Below are 16298 nucleotides of genomic sequence, written 5' to 3' on the forward strand. Positions count from 1 at the left end.
TTGTTCAGGCCCAGATGCCGGAGGTGCCGCGGCGGTGCGAGCCGATCAGGTGGGTGTCCACCATGCCGATGGCTTCCATCAGGGCGTACATGGTGGTCGGGCCGACGAACTTGAAGCCCCGCTTCTTCAGCGCCTTGGCCAACTCCTTGGACTCCGGGCTTTGCGTGGGAATCTCGGTGAAGGTGCGCGGAGCCGGCGTCTGCTCCGGCTTGAATGACCAGATGAAATCGGACAGGCCGCCCTCTTCGCGAAGCATCAGGGTTGCTTCGGCGTTGGCGATTGTTGCGCGGATCTTGAGCCGATTGCGCACGATCCCTGCATCCTCCATCAGCCGATTGAAGTCATCCTCGGTGAACAGGGCGACTTTCTCGGGATCGAAGTATTCGAAGGCCTGGCGGAATGCCTCGCGCTTGGAAAGGATAATGGCCCAGGACAGGCCCGACTGGAAGCATTCAAGGCTGAGCCGCTCGAAAAGGCCTGCTTCCGTAGTGATCGGCATGCCCCATTCGGCATCGTAGTACGCGCGGAGCATGCCATTCGAAGCGGCCCAGCGAGGGCGCGCCAACCCGTCCTCGCCAACGATGAGATCTTCAGTCATATTTTCATCTTCCCATCCATCCGGATTCTCGCAGTGTCATGCAACGTTTCGTTTCGCGGCCACGTGGCCTATCATCGTTATATGGCGATAATAGAGTCAGATATCGATGCAGTGGAAGTCCGCAACGGCAAGCTCCAGTTCGCGGCGCTCTTCCATGCGCTCGCCGACCCGACGAGGCTGCTGATCCTTGACCACCTGCGGACCGGGGAGCACAAGGTCAGGGAACTGACCGAGCATCTGGGCCTGGCCCAAAGCACGGTCAGCGCGCACCTGTCCTGCCTGAAGGACACCGGCCTGGTCCGCGTCAGAAGCCAGGGGCGGGCCAGCATCTACTCGCTGGGCCAGCAAGAAGCGCTTGATGCCCTGGCCGCCGCCGCGTCGGCACTGCTGCCGCAGGACGCGGCCCACCACCAGTGGCACGAAGCCCACGGCACGGACCGGAGGGAGGACTGAGCATGGGACACGACCACTCCCACGGCCACTCGCATGACCATTCAGGAGCCAACCGGACCCGTCTGGCGTGGGCCTTCGCCATCACCGCGACGATCCTCGTCGCCGAAGTGGTTGGCGCGATCCTCACCAATTCCCTGGCCTTGCTGGTTGACGCGGCGCATATGCTCACCGATACCCTGGGGCTCCTGCTCGCGCTGACCGCCGCCAACCTGATCATGCGCAAGCCCACGACGAAGCGCACCTGGGGATTCCGCCGCGCCGAAGTGCTCTCGGCTACCTTCCAATCGGCCTTGCTGCTGGCGGTGGGCATCTATGCCGCGGTCGACGCGGTCCGCCGGCTTTTCGCCCCGGCAGAAGTGCAGCCGGCCGGGCTGCTGGCCTTCGGCATCATCGGCCTGGCCGGCAACGTCATCTCCATGTGGATCATTTCCGCGGGTCGCAACAACAACCTCAACATGCGCGCGGCCTTCCTGGAAGTGGTCAACGACGCATTGGGCTCGGTCGCCGTCATCATTGCCGCACTGGTGATCACCTTCACCGGGTGGATGCGGGCGGACTCCGTGGCGGCCCTGGTGATCAGCGCCCTGATTGTTCCACGGGCCATGAAGCTGCTGGGGGAGACCACCCACATCCTGCTCGAATCCACGCCGAAGGGCTTGGATTTGATCGCGGTCAGGGAGCATTTGGAAGCATTGCCCGGAGTCATCGCGGTGCACGATTTGCACGCCAGCCAGATTGCCTCCAACCTCCCGGTGCTCACCGCCCATGTGGTGGTCGAGGACTCGGTGTTCAGCGCCGGCGCGGCCGGCGGGTTGCTGCGCGAGCTGCAGCAATGCGTGGCCGACCACTTCACCGTGAGCATCGAGCACTCGACCTTCCAGATCGAGCCGGCCTCGCACCAGCTCAGCGAACGCGAGCACGGTTGCTAGGCGGACAGCACCGGGTGGAGGCGAACCGCGGCTTCGCTCATCCCCTGGTATGACTTGGCCCCGCTGAACTGGATCCTGGCGGTTGATGCCGGTATGGCTAGGTGATTTGTAGTCTTTCTAATATGACTTCCGAGACTATGCCGAAAACCGAGAACGCGGTCGCCGCCCGCGGCCTGACCAAGACCTACGGGCACGACAGCACCAGGGTCGAAGCCCTGCGCAACGTCACCGTTTCCTTCGAACGATCCCGCTTCACCGCCATCATGGGCCCTTCGGGCTCCGGCAAATCCACGCTGATGCACTGCCTGGCTGGCCTGGATACCGCCGATTCCGGCGAAATCGTCATTGGCGGGAAGAACCTGCTGGAACTGAGCGATGACCAGCTGACCGAGATGCGCCGCGAGCAGATCGGCTTCGTCTTCCAGTCCTTCAACCTGGTGCCCACCATCAGCGCCAAGGACAACATCCTGCTGCCGCTGTCGCTGGCCGGCAAGAAGCACGACCGCGACTGGTTCAACACCGTCATCCAGGCCCTGGGCCTGCGCGACCGGCTGAACCACAAGCCGCATGAGCTCTCCGGCGGCCAGCAGCAGCGCGTGGCGGTAGCCCGGGCGCTGCTCACCCGGCCGGAAGTCGTCTTCGGCGATGAGCCAACCGGCAACCTCGATTCGCGCACCGGCGCCGAAGTGCTCTCCTTGATGCGCACCTCCACCCGCGAGATGGGCCAGACCATCATCATGGTCACCCACGACCCGGTGGCCGCTTCCTATGCGGACAATGTGCTGCTGATGAAGGACGGCACGATTGTCGGATCCATCCAGGAGCCCACCGTGGCTGCCGTAACCGAGGCCCTGGCCTCCCTGGCGGAGTAGGCAATGCTGCACGTAGCGCTTTCGAATATCAAGACCTATGCGCGGCGGTATATCGCCGTCATCCTGGCGGTGGCCATCGGCACCGCCTTCCTCGCCGCAACCCTTGCGGTGAATTCCTCCACCCAGGCCACCTTGCGCAACTCCCTGGGCGATGCGTACAAGAATGCGGACCTGGTCGCCTACCCGGACTGGGAATTTCTGGGCGATGCCGATGAACCGACCCGGCTGGACATGAAGGACATCGCAGCGATCCGCGACCTGCCCGGGGTCTCCACCGCCTACGGCGTGGGCTACGCCTACGGGCAGATGCACACTTCGGACAACGGCTACACCGTGGCCCTGCAGCCGGTGGATCCCAACCAGCGGCTTGGCGGCCTGGAACTGCTCGAAGGGCGCCCGCCCCTGAGCGGCAACGAGATGATCGTCGATGAGGCGCACGCCGAGGACATGGGCATCTCCATCGGCGATGTCGTGGCGCTGGGCAATGAGCAGGGCAAGACCGAGAACATGAAGATTGTCGGCATCCAGCGCTCCAGCACCAACCCGCAGGTGGCTGCCACCGCCCTGGGCGGGCTCAGCGAGAAGTCCTGGATCCAGTTCGCCGATGGGCAGGAGGACTTCGGGGAAATCGTGATCAACGCCCAGGGTCCGCTGCCCGCGCTGGAAACCCAGCTGCAGGAGCACTTCGCCAGCCAGCAGATGAAGGACATCGCCGTCCTCACCGCGGACGAGAAGGTCGTCCACGATGTCGCGCAGATGACCGGAGGCACCGACCAGCTCACCGTCGTGCTCGTGGTCTTCGCGCTGATCGCCCTGGTGGTCACCGGGCTCGTCGTGGTCAACACCTTCTCCGTGGTGATCGCCCAGCGCACCCGCGAACTGGCGTTGCTGCGCATCCTGGGCGCCAAGCGCAAGCAGATTCGCAGTTCGGTCCTCGTCGAGGCCCTGCTCATTGGCATCGCCGCCTCGGTGATCGGCGTCCTGCTGGCCATCGCCCTGATGGCCGGGCTGATCGAGGTGCTGCATGCACTGGTGCCGTCGATGTCCTATGCCACCTTGGCGCTGAACCCCGCCGGGATCATCATGCCGATCATCGTCGGCATCCTGATGACGGTGATCTCCGCCAGCCTGCCGGCACGCCGTGCCATGCGGCTGGCGCCGCTGGCAGCGCTGCGCCCCTTCGATGCGGCCAGCGTGAAGAACCGGGCCGGCAAGGTGCGCATCGTCATCGGCGCCCTGCTGGCATTGGCCGGGGCAGCGGGGCTGGCCTACGGCGCGCTTGAAGGGGACCTGATCATCGCCTTCCTCGGCGGGCTGGTGTCCTTCCCGGGCATCCTGATGCTCGCCTCGCTCTTCGTCCCCTCCAGCGTGGCGGGGATCGGCAAGGCCGTCGCAGGCAACTCGACGGCCGGCAAGCTCGCCGCGCTGAACGCCGTGCGCAACCCCGGGCGCACCACGGCCACTGCTACGGCGCTGCTGATCGGCGTCACCCTGGTGTCGATGATCATGGTTGGCGGGCAGACCGCCAAGGCCAGCTTGAACAACTCCATCGCCGGGGAATTCCCGGTGGATGTGATGGTCGCGTTGCCGGGCACCGGCCTGCAGGAAGCCGAGGCCCAAGACTTCGCCGAGCAGATCGGGGAACTGGAAGGCGTCGACGCCACCGCCACGTACGACTTCGGCTCGGCGACCGCGGAATTCAGCACGGAAGAAACCTACGAGGTGCAGCTGATGGCCGTTGACCCGCAGCCATTTGCCGACGTGGCGCTGTCCGAGGGCATCGTTCCAAAAGATGGGCAGATCGTATTCACGCAGTGGCCCACCGAGGACACCTCGCTGAGCATCGGCGGACAGACGCTTCAAATCAAGTCCTCAACTGCCACGGTGGATGGGAACATCGTGAGCAAGCAGACCTTCAGCAAGCTCGGAATCGATGAATCGCAAGCCTTCTCCGGGATCCTGGTGAAGACCGATGAGCAGTTGGCCAGCTCGAAGATCAATGACCTGGTCAGCGAAATTGCGGATATCACCGGTGTGGACTCATCGATGATCTCTGGCGGCGTGGTCATGAAGTCCATGTTCTCGCAAGTCATCGACGTCCTGCTGGCAATCGTCTCGGCGCTGCTGGCGGTAGCGGTGCTGATCGCGCTGATTGGCGTCGCCAATACGCTCAGCCTCTCGGTGCTGGAGCGCACCAGGGAGAATTCCCTGCTGCGGGCACTGGGCCTGAAGAAGCAGCAGCTGCGCAGCATGCTGGCCACCGAAGCGGTGCTCATCGGCGGTGTAGCGGCCTTGCTCGGCCTGGTGCTGGGCGTTGCCTACGGCCTGCTCGGAGCCCGTTCGGCGCTCTCCTCCATGGGTGCGATGACCTACGAGATCCCATGGTGGCAGCTGGCGGTGGTCCTGCTGATCAGCATTGTGGCAGCCCTGTTGGCCTCGGTGACTCCGGGCCGCCGGGCAGCAAAGCTGTCGCCGGTTGAAGGCCTGGCTACCGAGTAGCCGGCAACTAGCCAAGCTGCGGTGGCACTGGAAGCACTAGCATCCAGTGCCACCGTCTATTTTGGGCTTCGGCTGAGGCCGGTAGGCTCTCAGCATGAACGTCGAACTCACCAGATTCCGCGTCCTGCCAGGCAAAACTGCGCAGGTCAATGAATGGCTGGAATTCCTGAACAGCCATATGCCCGCGGTGCTGGACACCCTTGAGGGCGAGAAGATGTATGTGGAAACGATCTTCAGCGAGACCCTGGATGGCGTCGACTACCTGTACTGGTACAGCATCCAAGGCGAGGGCGGCATCGAGGTGCAGGATTCTGCCCATGAAGTCGACAAGGTGCATCTGGAGTATTGGAAGGAATGCATCGATCCTGGCTTCGCACCCCAAGAGCTGACCCCACGGGTGCTCATGATTCCTGAACGCGTGCAGCGCAGCATGCACTAGCGTCCATAGTAAATAGCACTCGGTCCAGAACCCGCACGGCGAGTTCTGGACCGAGTGCTTTTTGCCGTGATGGCTAGCTGCGCAGGGTAATCGTGGTGGCCATGGCCGGGGAACGGCCGGTAGTCACGAAGCCCGAAATGTTGGATCCCGGATGCTTGATGATGTCCGTGATGGATCCCAGGTGGCGGCTCAAATCGATCTTGTCTTCAGGGGCCGCGAGCACCAGATGGAAGCCGAACTCCTGCAACGCGCGTATGCCTGCCGCCGCATATTCGGAGTTGGCCTGGATGAAGGCCTCGTCAATCATCACCGTGCCATAGGAGGTGAACCCGGCCGAGGCGAAGCCCAGCTGGTAGGCCAATGCGGCACCCATGATGAAGGAAGTGAAGCGCTGGCCTTCGCCGCCGGAGAGCGTGCCCGGTTCCAGGCCGGTTTCGATTTCTCCGTTGGGCTTGTGCTCGTTGCAGCTGATCATCACATGCTGGCGGACATCGAGCACGGTGGAGCGCCAGGCGGCCATGGCTGGGTCGCTGAGCGCGGTGACCAGTGCCTCCAGCGCCTGGTACGAGCTGGCCAGGGTGCTTTCGTCCTTGGTGGTGTAGGCCTCCTGCAACGCGTCCTTCAATTCCTTGCGGAAGGTTCCGGCCTCCACCGGAATCGCATTGGCCACTTCCAGGCGGAGCACCGAGCCATGCTCGAAGGCCACCTCGGAGAGGATCTGGTTCAGCGGCTTGATGCGCTCGGAGATCATCCGGCGCTCTTCATCCAGCAGCTGCAACAGGTCGCTGAAGCGTTCGTAGGAACGGTTCGCGAAGTATTCGCGGAACTGCGCCTCATGGTGAGGCAGGCCATCGGCCACAATCTGGTCGTGCAGCTGCGCGTAGTGCTCTGCGGCTTCAGCGGTGGTGCCGTGGGTTTGCGCGTGGGAGGTGCCGAACTCGCGGGCGAAACGACGGAAGGTTTCGCTCAATGCGCCACCGATTTCCTGGCGCCGGGACTGCAGGGAATTGACCTGGCTGCCCAACTGGAGCTTGACCTCGGCAAAGGCTTCGCTGATGTCCTCGCTGGCAGGGCAGTCGCCGGCGGCAACCTGCTGCAGTACCGGGCCCAGCAGCTGATGCTGGTGCAAGGCCGGGGGAATGCTGTCTTCCCATCCGGAATCCAGCTCTTCGCTGGCAGAGAGGATCTGCTGCGCGCGCTGCACCTGCAGCTCAAGATCTGCAATGCGCGAGCGGACCAGCGCGAGGTCGCCGACCAGCGTTTCGGCTTCGGCCTTCGCCGTTTCAATCTGCTGGCGGACCCGGGAGGAGTCCCCGGACAGCGCCAGTGCGTCGCCGAGCTTCTGCTCGCTGCGGCGCAATGCCTCCAGCGCTTCGGAGGCATCGAGCTGGCCGAAAGTCCGCTCGTCGGCAATCAGCGCCTGCAGCAGCTGGGCCTTGGCCACGACCTTGTTCTTCGCCGCGCTGCGCTCGTCGGCAGCCTGCTGGGCCTTGATGATCTTCTCGTCCAGCCGCGCCGCCTTGGACTGCAGCTCGGCGATCTTCGACTCGTTGGTGAAGCCCAGCAGGTACTCGGACGCCGGCAGGGTGCGGGTGTCGCGCTCAAAGGTTCCGGTGCCGGACTTGATCGTGCCGGCCGGGGTGATCGCCTTGGGGTGCACATGCACGGCAGCAGCGCTCTCGACGCAGGCCAATGGATAGTCGGCGGTGATCTTGGCTTTCAGCCAGGCCCCGGCGTCGCCCGGTGCGAAGTCCAGCTTGGTGACCAGGTCTGCCGGGCCGGCCTGCGCGGTGCGCGGCTGCTGCGAGATATCGCTCCACCTCACACGGCCCAAGCCGTCGAGCCGGTCGATGGCGTGGGTGACCTGGGCGAGCAGCTCGCCCGGAACCAGCAGGGTGCGGGCGAGCGAATGCAGGGACTTTTCAGCGGCCAGGCGCCAGCTGCCGGCATCGGCCGAGACATCCATGAGCTCGCCAGCGAAGGGAAGCTGTTCTTCCTTGAGCGAGCAGGCCGAGGCAATGGCGCGGCGGGCGGCGATCGACCGGTCGTCGATGTTGCTGGCCCGGCGCTGGTAGGAGCGGATCTGCTCGGCCAGGGTTTCTGCGCGCTTGCGCAGGTTGACCAGGGTGGCCATGGCCTCGTACTCGACAGTCTGGGCATCATGGGTAATCGAGCTGAGCTGCTGCAGGGTGCGCGCGGCATTGGCCCGCAGCTCATCCAAGCCGGTGGCGGAGAATTCAAAGGACAATCCGGCATCCGCCGCCTGCTGCTGCAGGGTGCGGATGAGGCTTTCCTTCTCGCTCAGCGCCTTGCGGGCCACATCGGCTTCGCGCTCCAGCAGCATCAGGGAAGCGGAGCCGGCGGAATCGTGGGCGGCTTCCAGCGACGCCAGCTGGTCATCGAGCTGATCCTTGCGCTGGCGCAGCTCTGCTTCTTCGGCCTTGAGCTTGGACAGCTCGGATTCATGGGAGGCCAGGTCATTGCGCAGCACCAGTTGGCGGACCTGGGCTTCCAGGGTGTTCACGTCGCTTTCGAGCAATTGCCGGGTGCTGGCAATCTGCCCGGCCAAGTCGCGGTAGGCCTGGTCCTGCTCGGGCACCTGCGCCAGCACGTCGCGCTGGGCGCGGGCGGTATCCAGCTGGCGGTAGATGCCGCGCAGGTGGGCGAAGTCCTCCACCGCCGCGGCGGCGGCCTTCAGCGTGGCTGGTTCTTCCAGCACCTCATGGCGGAAGAACTGGTTGACGCCCTTGGCCAGGCCCTTGCCGTTCTGCAAGGTGCGCAGCAGGGCGAAAGCCTTGTCGCTTTCCACTCCGAGCCGGCGGCGCAGGCGCTCGATGAACGCCTTGTGCGTGTCGAAGGCTTCGCTGGGTGCCAGAGCCTTGGACAGCGAGGACACAGTGAAGCGGCGCGGTCCGTGGTTTTCCAGCTCCGCGATATCGACCTTGCCCTCGCAGAGTAGGTAGTGCTTGGAGACCTGGCCTTCCAGACCGGCGTCGGGCAGGTCGAAGACGGCGCCGGCGGTCACGGTGTTGCCCATGCCGTCGTCGTAGCTGAGCACAATGGCGCTCCACGTCGCGCCCGGACGCTGGTAGACGGTGCCGGCACTGGTCTTGAACTTGCGCCCGCGCATATAGGAGAACGTGGTGCGGCGGTCCTCGCGGGTGGCCGCATCATTGGCCGATTCGTTCAGCCGGGGAGTGGCGAAGAAGACGTGGCCCATCGCATCGAACAGGGTGGATTTGCCTACGCCCGGATGGCCGGTGACCAGCGTGCCGGCACGGTCCACCGCCAGATCATGCAAGCCGTGGAAGGTGCCCCAGTTGACGATCTGTACTCGGCTCAGGCGATGCTGGCCTGGGTTGAGCGCCCCGCCCAGCGGGAGAGTCATTTCAATGCTCATCGGTTACTCCTGCACCAACTCGGGGGTCTGCTCTGCGAGGTCTTCAGTGTCATCGGCGGCCAGGCTGAACGCCGGATCATTGGCGTCGATGGCCGCAATGTAGCGCGGGATGTCCTGGATATTGGTGATCGGCAAGGCCATCGCCAGTGCCGGGGAAATGCGGAACTCGTTCTCCAGCTCGGTGCCGGTGAGCAGGCGCAAGGACTGCAGGCGGGTGATAGCGGCATCGCAGGATTCGGCAAAGCGCTTGTCGTCACGGTCCGATGCCTGGCGGTGCTCGGCCAGGATCTCGTGCATGCCTGCCCGCGAAATCACCGCATCGCTGCCGCTGCCCGAATGCTGCTCCAGCAGCAGCCGCAGGCGCAGGGCCAGCAGGGTTTCATCGCGCTTCAGCGGACGGCGCGGAGCGATCGGGGAGGTGTGGACCTGTTCGATCTGGACCGGGGCCAGCATGGCGATCTTGCGATCCATGTCCAGCCGCAAGGCCAGGAAAATCTCGGAGAAGTAATCGCTGATGCTCTGCTGCTGGTCCAGCAGCAGCTGCCACGCCGAAGGATCGGTGGATCCGTCCAGGTAGGGGCCGCGCAGCAGCCGGACCAGCAGCTGGCGCAGCGGCAGCGTGAACTTTCCGGTATCGCCGTCGAATAGCGGGTCGGTGATCGGTGCGGCGTATGAATCGCTCGTGGTCATAGCGGCTCCTTCGTAAAGCTCAACGCGGGCAGGATAGCGGTTCGCTGAGAACCATCGAGTTGCTGGAATTCAATGCTGAGCAGGTCGCTCTCGTTCAGCGGCTCGCCATTGGTGCGCCCGATCTCCACCAGGGCGCGAATCGTATTCAGGTGCCGCTGCTCGGCATCCAATGATTCAAAGACGTCATCGAGCCGAACCGAACCGGAACCGGACTGGCCCAGCTGCCGGGTGATGGATTCACGCAGCAACTGCATGTCGGCCTGGGGTGTCGACGGGTTGCGCACAATGTCGGCTTCGCTGAATTCCGGCGCTTGGGCCAGCGGCGGCGGAGCCACATGCTCGGAGGGGTCATAGACTCCAAGCCCGGCAAGGGTGACGAACTGCGGGGCGAACAGCTCCATGGGGGCCAGGCCGCTGCGCGGCTTCAGGCTCGTGGACTTGCTGATCGCCAGTTCGGCTTCGCGCACTGCCTGGCGCAGCAGCTCGGCCTGCTTGTAGTCCTCGGACTGGACGAAGGCGTGCAGGGACTTGGAGAGCTTGCCGTAGGAGGCATGGACTTCAGCCGCCTGGCGGCGCAGTTCACGCAACAGGTTGGTGAGGATCTGGCGTTCGGGGGTTTCCAGATCATCGACGAAGTCGCGTTCCAGGACCTCGGCCAGTGCCGCGCGGAACCGCTGCTGCGCTTCGGGGGAATTCAAAAACTCGGTGAATCCGCTGAAGGTTTCGCCTTCGGCGGTGGAGCGCAATTGGCGATCGGCTTCCAGCACCTGGCCCACGGCGACGCCCTTTGCAGTGGACGCATCCAGAATGCCTTCGCGCAGCGAGTGGAGCATGTCCTGGACGCCGTCGCGCATGCGCCGGAAATCCGCAGGCAGGCTGGAGGCCAGATCGAGCACGGATCGGGTGGCCGACAACGCGGTGGTGCGGGAGAGCACCGCCGGATCGTCCCCGCTGCGCAGCTGGTCGATTTGGGCTTGGCGCAGCGCGATCTGGGATTCGAGGGCACGGATACGCGCTTCGGGATCCGGATCCGTCTCGTGGGCCAGCGACTCCAAGGACGAGAGCAAAGTGTTCAGGCGCGAGGAGTTCAAATGCGAATCGTCGGTGGAGAAATCCGCCAAGAAGCGCAAGGTGCGCAAGGTCTGCGCACTGGGTTCATAGACGAAGCGCCCGTCAATCAGCGGACGAGCCAGGATCCCCTGCTTGACCCAGGTCTCGGCGAAATCCTGGGCCGAATAGGACGCAGGGATCTGGTCATCGCTTTTGCGTGCCTGCTTCAGGAAGGAATCCAGCGAGGCATGGAAAAGCTCCAATGCGACACGGGAACGATCTGCGGTGAACTCTGCACGGATGAACGCCACAGCCCACGGCTGGGCGGTCAGAAGCCGATACGCTGCCGAGCTTTTGAACTGCTGGGACTGAAGCCACAAACTATTCGCGCGGTGCGAGGGCTGCATGTACTTCCTTGATCTTTGAAATGCCTAACCAATCAATTCTAAATCATTGGACTCCTTCCAAAATGTGAGCTCCCTAAAAGCTGGATGATAGGCACCGCTCTTCTTCGACATTTCATTGCGAAAGGGTTTTACCCCCAGCACTACCTGTGTAGGGTCGAAAATAGCAGATGACAACTAGTTTTCTTCCGGCCCTGCAGGCGCGGTGGAGGTCATGGAGGTCGCAGCCAATGAAAAACCTACGCATTGTGATTTCGCTCGGGCTGGTGCTGGGCCTTGCCGCGTGCAGCACGGCGCAACCTCCCTCAGCACCGTCCACGGATCCCGCTGCCATTGAAAAGGCCGAGCAGGAAAAAGCACGCGTGGACGGCGTCAAGGCCGAGATCAACCGGCTGGCTGACGGATACGACTATGACGCGGCGATCAAGCTCGCCAAGGAGGACAGCGCCGAAGAGCTGAACCAGATGGTTGGCGGACTGGAAGATGAGAAGAGCCAAGTTTCGGCGTGGGACGAGCCGGACCAGATACCCCACCTGTTTTTCCACTCGCTGATAGTCGATCCGGACCGGGCCTTTGACGGCGGAAACAGCTCACAGGGCTACGCCAACTACATGGTGACCCAGAAGGAATTCGCGGCCATTCTCGAAGAACTGCATGAGCGCGACTATGTGCTGGTCAACCCTGAAGACTTCGCTTCGCCCGATAAGCAGGGGCAGATGAAGTACCGGGACATCATGCTGCCCAAGGATAAGAAGCCACTGGTTCTGTCAGTTGACGACCTGAGCTATTACGAATACATGGATGGCGATGGCTTCGCCAGCAAGCTGGTGCTGGACAAGGACGGCAAGGTCCGCAACGAATATGTGGATGCGGACGGGGAAACGCACGTTGGCGCATACGACGTCACCACGATGGTCGATGACTTCATCGCCGAGCATCCCGATTTCAGCTATCGTGACGCCCGCGGCCTGGTCGCGATGACCGGTTACAACGGGGCGTTTGGCTACCGCACCTCGGCCAGCCAGTACCCGGAAAGCACGACGCTGGAAGCCGACCAGAAGATGGCCACGAAGATCGCCGAGGCGATGAAGGACAGCGGTTGGGTGTTCGCATCGCATTCGTGGGGGCACATTGCCACCGGGACCGACAGCATGGGCCGGCTCAAGCGCGACATGAAGCTGTGGAAGGACGAGGTGGAACCGATCGTGGGGAAGACCGGTCACTTCATCTATCCATTCGGATCGGATATTGCCCGGACCCAACGCTACTCAGGTGCCCGCTACGAGTTCTTCAAGGAACAGGGCTTCGACTACTTCTACGGCGTCGACGGAACTATCCGCGCATGGATGCAGCAAGGAGATGAATACCAGCGGCAGATGCGCATCAACGTGGACGGGTTGCAGTTCGCCAAGGAAGAACGCGGCGACCGTCCAGTACTGGACAGCTTCTTCGATGTTCAGGACGTGATCGATCCGGCCCGCAAGTGACCGGACCAATCCGCACCCAAGCTACAAGGCCATGAACGCACCGAGCTGGGAGAGCGTCGACGGGTTGGACGGCAGGTAATCGGTGAGCCGTTCGCTGCGCACGATGACAGCCTTCCATTGGCCGCGGGAAATCGCCACATTGATGCGATTGCGGTTGAGCAGGAACTCGATGCCACGCGATGCATCGGCGGCGCTGGAACACGCCATAGTCACCAGCACTACCGGGGCTTCCTGGCCTTGGAACTTGTCGACCGTTCCCACCCTGACATCCGGCAGCCCCTCGGCTTCCAGGACCTCGCGCACCAGATTCACCTGCGCGTTGTAGGCGGCTACCACCAGGATGTCGTCGGCGGCCAGCGGGCGGGCCGGCTTGCCGGAGCCCGGGCTCCACAGCATGCCCAGATGCTCGCGCACCAAGCGGACAATGGACTCCGCTTCTTCCACGCTGCTGACGGTATTGCCCCGGTGCTCAACGAACACCGTTTCGACCCCGGCTTCGGTGCCTTCCAGCACCCGCAGCCCGGCGGCATCCGCCGAGAACAGCTGGTGGTCATAGCTCAACGCCGACACCTTGGCGCACAATGCCGGGTGCATCCGCCATGAGGCCGCCAGGAAGTAGCCCAACTCGGCGGGCAGCACCGGTTCGCCACCGGAGAGCCAGCCCAGCGCCGATTCATCCACCGGCTGCGGATGGGTGCCCTGGGTGACCTGCGGCAGCTGCTGAGGATCTCCGAGCAGCAGCAAATTGCGGGCCGCGCGGGAGACGGCCAGCGTATTGGCCAAGGAGAACTGCCCGGCCTCATCGATCACCAGCAAGTCCAGGCTCCCGGCAGGAACCTTCGAACCGGTCAGCGTCCAGGCGGTGCCTCCAATGAGCGCGCCGCCGGGTGCATCCAGCACCTCGGCCACGGATTCCTTGGACGTGCCGGTCCAAGGCACCGGATCCTTGTGCTTGACTTCCTTGGCCACCACCTCGGGATCCACCCCGGCTTCCACGGCCTTGCGCAGCACATTCTCAACCACCGCATGGGATTGGGCCACCACCCCGATCTTCCATCCGTAGTCGATGAGTTCACGGATCACATGCGAAGCGACGAAGGTCTTGCCGGTGCCCGGGGGACCCTGCACCGCTAGATAGGAATTGTCCAGGTCCTTCAGCGTTTGGACCACGGCAGGATAGACCTGGGCCTGGCCGTCGACCAGTTCCGGTTCAACCGGCGCCGACAGGGTCTTCAGGCGTGGCGGAATCCGCCGCAGGATGTCGATGCCCGGCCGTTGCGGGAGCACCGGCACGGTGGCGCCAACTTGCTGGGCGATCTCGGTGAGCGCCGCATCGATGCTCACGGTCGCCAACGGCTTGTCGGGTGCCAGGGCGCAGGGAAGCGCACCGTAGGCAGGAATCTTGCCGCTGGATTTCTCCGCAATGGTGATCCAGCCTTCTCCGAGCTCGACCACCGTGGCATTGAATGCGCCGCCGCGCACGGAGTCGTCCACTGCCATGCCCTCAGGCAACGGGGCATCGAACATGGCGAACACCGAAGAGCCGGGGGAGAGCAGCGAGCCTTCGGCCAGCGTTCCCTGCAATTTCGTCACCCGCGTGTAGGTGCGCGCCCGCTCGGTGGCCTTATGCCAGTCCTCGAGCACTTCCCCCGAGTTCACGATGAAGACCCCGCGGACATCGCTCCAGTCATCCATCGGCGCGGACAGGCGGTCGAAGTGCTCCCACCAGAATTGCTTCTTCTCGCGGCGGTTGTACCCGGTCGCGGCGGCGACCATGGCGATCGCCCGGTCATCATCGCTCAGCGCCTGGCCGTGGGGCAGCTGCGCCAGGTAGTCCTGCAGCCTCAGCTCCTCGGGGGTGGGCTCGTACTCCTCGCCAGCCGCGGGAGGCTCGGGCGTGTCCTGAAGCGTGCCGGGCGCCTGGTCGATGAGCGTGAGCAGCCAATCCCGCAGGCGCAGCGTGGACAGGCAGTCGTACTCGTTGTAGTCGGCAATGGAGGCCAGGATGGACGCAGCTGCATCCTCGTTCTCCGTGTCCCGTGCCAGCATGTACTGGGCGTAGGCGACCACCGACGCGCCGGCATCGGTGACATCCCCGGAGCGCAGGTGCTCGCCGATGTAGAGCGGTTCAAGCTTCTTGATGGAGTAGGAGCGGGTGGACACCACCAGGGCATTGCGCACGGTCTCGTAGAGATCGACGAGCAGATTCTCGCGCAGCCACTGGTCGACTTCGTCCTCGCCGGCGATGTGCACCTGGGAGAGCTTGCGCAGCGCAGTCTTCTCGTAGGGCGCGTAGTGGTAGACCTTCATCTGCGGGTAGCGCTGGCGGCGCTCCTCGACATAGGCGATGAAGTCCAGGAACGCTTGGCGTTCCTCGGCGCGGTTATGCGCCCAGAACGGCTTGAATACCGGCGCACCGGTGTCGTATTCGACAACGCCGAAGAGGTATTCCAACCCCCAGGAACCATCGGACGGGTCCTGGTAGAGCGGGTCGCCCTCGAAATCGAAGAAGATATCGCCCTGGTCGGGGCGCGGCAGGGAAGAGATCGGGCCGGCGTTCTTCACCCGGTAGGACACGCCGTGGGCGCTGCCATCCGCGGTGGCCAGGCCCAGCTGCATCTTGGCCTGGTCGGTGACGCGCTGCAGCGCGGTGCGCGGCTCGGCGTCGAGCCCGGCGAGCTGGTCAATGGTCGTAATGCCGCGGGCGCGCAGCTTTTCACGCTGCACCATGGACATCCCGGCAACCAGCAGCAGGTCGCGTGATGCCTGGGCCTGCTCTTCGCAGTAGTCGCACCGGCCGCACAGGCGCAGTTCGTCGGAATTCCACTCGACCGGCTGGTTCTTCGCACGGTGCTCCCGCACCATGGCCAGGAAGCGTTCGCGTTGGGCCCGGAAAACCGGCAGCACCTCGTCAACGCGGTGCACCGAATGGGTCCCGTCGCCGAGGACCAGTGTTGCCGAGGTGGATACAGGGATGTCCTCTGCCAGCATCTGGTCGGCGTAGGCCGCGATCTGCAGCAGCGCGCTGACCCTGGCATGGCGGGCGAGCTTGGTATCCCAGACGGCCCAGGTGCCATCCGGCTGGCGGACCAGGAAGTCGGCAAAACCAAGGAAAGCCCCGTCGAAGAAGGTGGCCTGGAAAATGACATCGGCACCGTTGCGAAGCACATCCATGGTCGCTTCGTGGGCGGCCCGCAGGCCTGCCGGGGTCATCTGCGGACGGTCGGCGAACTGCTTGACGCCGGTCCCCGTCTGCGGGTCGTAGTCGCCGTAGGTCGCGATCAGCTCCTTGAGGACGTTCTGCTCATGGGCGTCGCCAAGCACCGCCGTGCGTTCGAGCATCTCATCCCGTGCCATATCCGGCTTGGGACGCAGGCCGAGCTTCACATCCAGCAGGTACAGGGACTGGTAATTGCAGTCAACAGAGACCGACAGGTCGCTCGCTGAGAAGATGAACTGATCATCCAGGAAGAACAC

11 protein-coding genes are annotated in these 16298 nt (G+C 63.9%); 6 read left to right on the top strand and 5 right to left on the bottom strand.

The window, feature by feature from the left end; all coding sequences use genetic code 11:
- Positions 1-4: 4 nt before the first annotated feature.
- Complete coding sequence (locus F0M17_RS03135) at positions 5-598, bottom strand: DNA-3-methyladenine glycosylase I (protein WP_038990008.1); 594 nt, start codon at positions 596-598, stop codon at positions 5-7.
- An 81-nt stretch (positions 599-679) separates the two neighbouring features.
- On the opposite strand from F0M17_RS03135, the gene F0M17_RS03140 reads away from it, so the two are divergent.
- The 5 genes from F0M17_RS03140 to F0M17_RS03160 all read left to right on the top strand — a co-directional run bounded on the left by F0M17_RS03140 (position 680) and on the right by F0M17_RS03160 (position 5790).
- Entirely contained in the window at positions 680-1051 is a 372-nt protein-coding gene (locus F0M17_RS03140; protein WP_038990007.1) for a metalloregulator ArsR/SmtB family transcription factor, read from the top strand.
- Positions 1052-1053: 2 nt separating this feature from the next.
- Positions 1054-1980, top strand: a complete 927-nt coding sequence (locus F0M17_RS03145; protein ID WP_141358236.1) for a cation diffusion facilitator family transporter — start codon at positions 1054-1056, stop codon at positions 1978-1980.
- Between the two features lie 122 nt (positions 1981-2102).
- A complete protein-coding gene (locus F0M17_RS03150) occupies positions 2103-2852 on the top strand; it encodes an ABC transporter ATP-binding protein (RefSeq protein ID WP_149596367.1) in 750 nt (249 codons plus the stop codon).
- Between the two features lie 3 nt (positions 2853-2855).
- Positions 2856-5351: an ABC transporter permease gene (locus F0M17_RS03155; protein ID WP_149596368.1), complete on the top strand. Its 2496-nt coding sequence runs from the start codon at positions 2856-2858 to the stop codon at positions 5349-5351.
- Positions 5352-5445: 94 nt separating this feature from the next.
- Positions 5446-5790, top strand: coding sequence for a DUF6176 family protein (locus F0M17_RS03160; RefSeq protein ID WP_128471439.1), 345 nt, complete (start codon positions 5446-5448; stop codon positions 5788-5790).
- Positions 5791-5863: 73 nt separating this feature from the next.
- On the opposite strand, the gene F0M17_RS03165 is transcribed toward F0M17_RS03160, so the two are convergent.
- The 3 genes from F0M17_RS03165 to F0M17_RS03175 are packed head-to-tail and all read right to left on the bottom strand — an operon-like array spanning position 5864 to position 11337.
- Positions 5864-9190 (bottom strand): ATP-binding protein, encoded by a 3327-nt coding sequence (locus F0M17_RS03165; protein WP_149596369.1) that lies wholly within the window; start codon positions 9188-9190, stop codon positions 5864-5866.
- A 3-nt stretch (positions 9191-9193) separates the two neighbouring features.
- Positions 9194-9880 carry a DUF4194 domain-containing protein gene (locus F0M17_RS03170; RefSeq protein WP_149596370.1) on the bottom strand — a complete coding sequence of 229 codons (687 nt, stop codon included), beginning with the start codon at positions 9878-9880 and terminating at the stop codon, positions 9194-9196.
- A complete protein-coding gene (locus tag F0M17_RS03175) occupies positions 9877-11337 on the bottom strand; it encodes a DUF3375 domain-containing protein (RefSeq protein ID WP_149596371.1) in 1461 nt (486 codons plus the stop codon). The genes F0M17_RS03170 and F0M17_RS03175 overlap by 4 nt, the downstream gene beginning before the upstream one ends.
- 227 nt (positions 11338-11564) lie before the next feature.
- Here F0M17_RS03175 and F0M17_RS03180 point away from each other — a divergent pair, with 227 nt between their 5' ends.
- A complete protein-coding gene (locus F0M17_RS03180; RefSeq protein ID WP_149596372.1) occupies positions 11565-12821 on the top strand; it encodes a polysaccharide deacetylase in 1257 nt (418 codons plus the stop codon).
- 21 nt (positions 12822-12842) lie between these two features.
- On the opposite strand, the gene F0M17_RS03185 is transcribed toward F0M17_RS03180, so the two are convergent.
- A complete protein-coding gene (locus tag F0M17_RS03185) occupies positions 12843-16298 on the bottom strand; it encodes a bifunctional RecB family nuclease/DEAD/DEAH box helicase (protein ID WP_149596373.1) in 3456 nt (1151 codons plus the stop codon).

Origin of the sequence: Glutamicibacter sp. ZJUTW, from assembly GCF_008370855.1 — a bacterium.
In the GTDB taxonomy this organism is placed as follows: Bacteria; Actinomycetota; Actinomycetes; order Actinomycetales; family Micrococcaceae; genus Glutamicibacter; species Glutamicibacter nicotianae.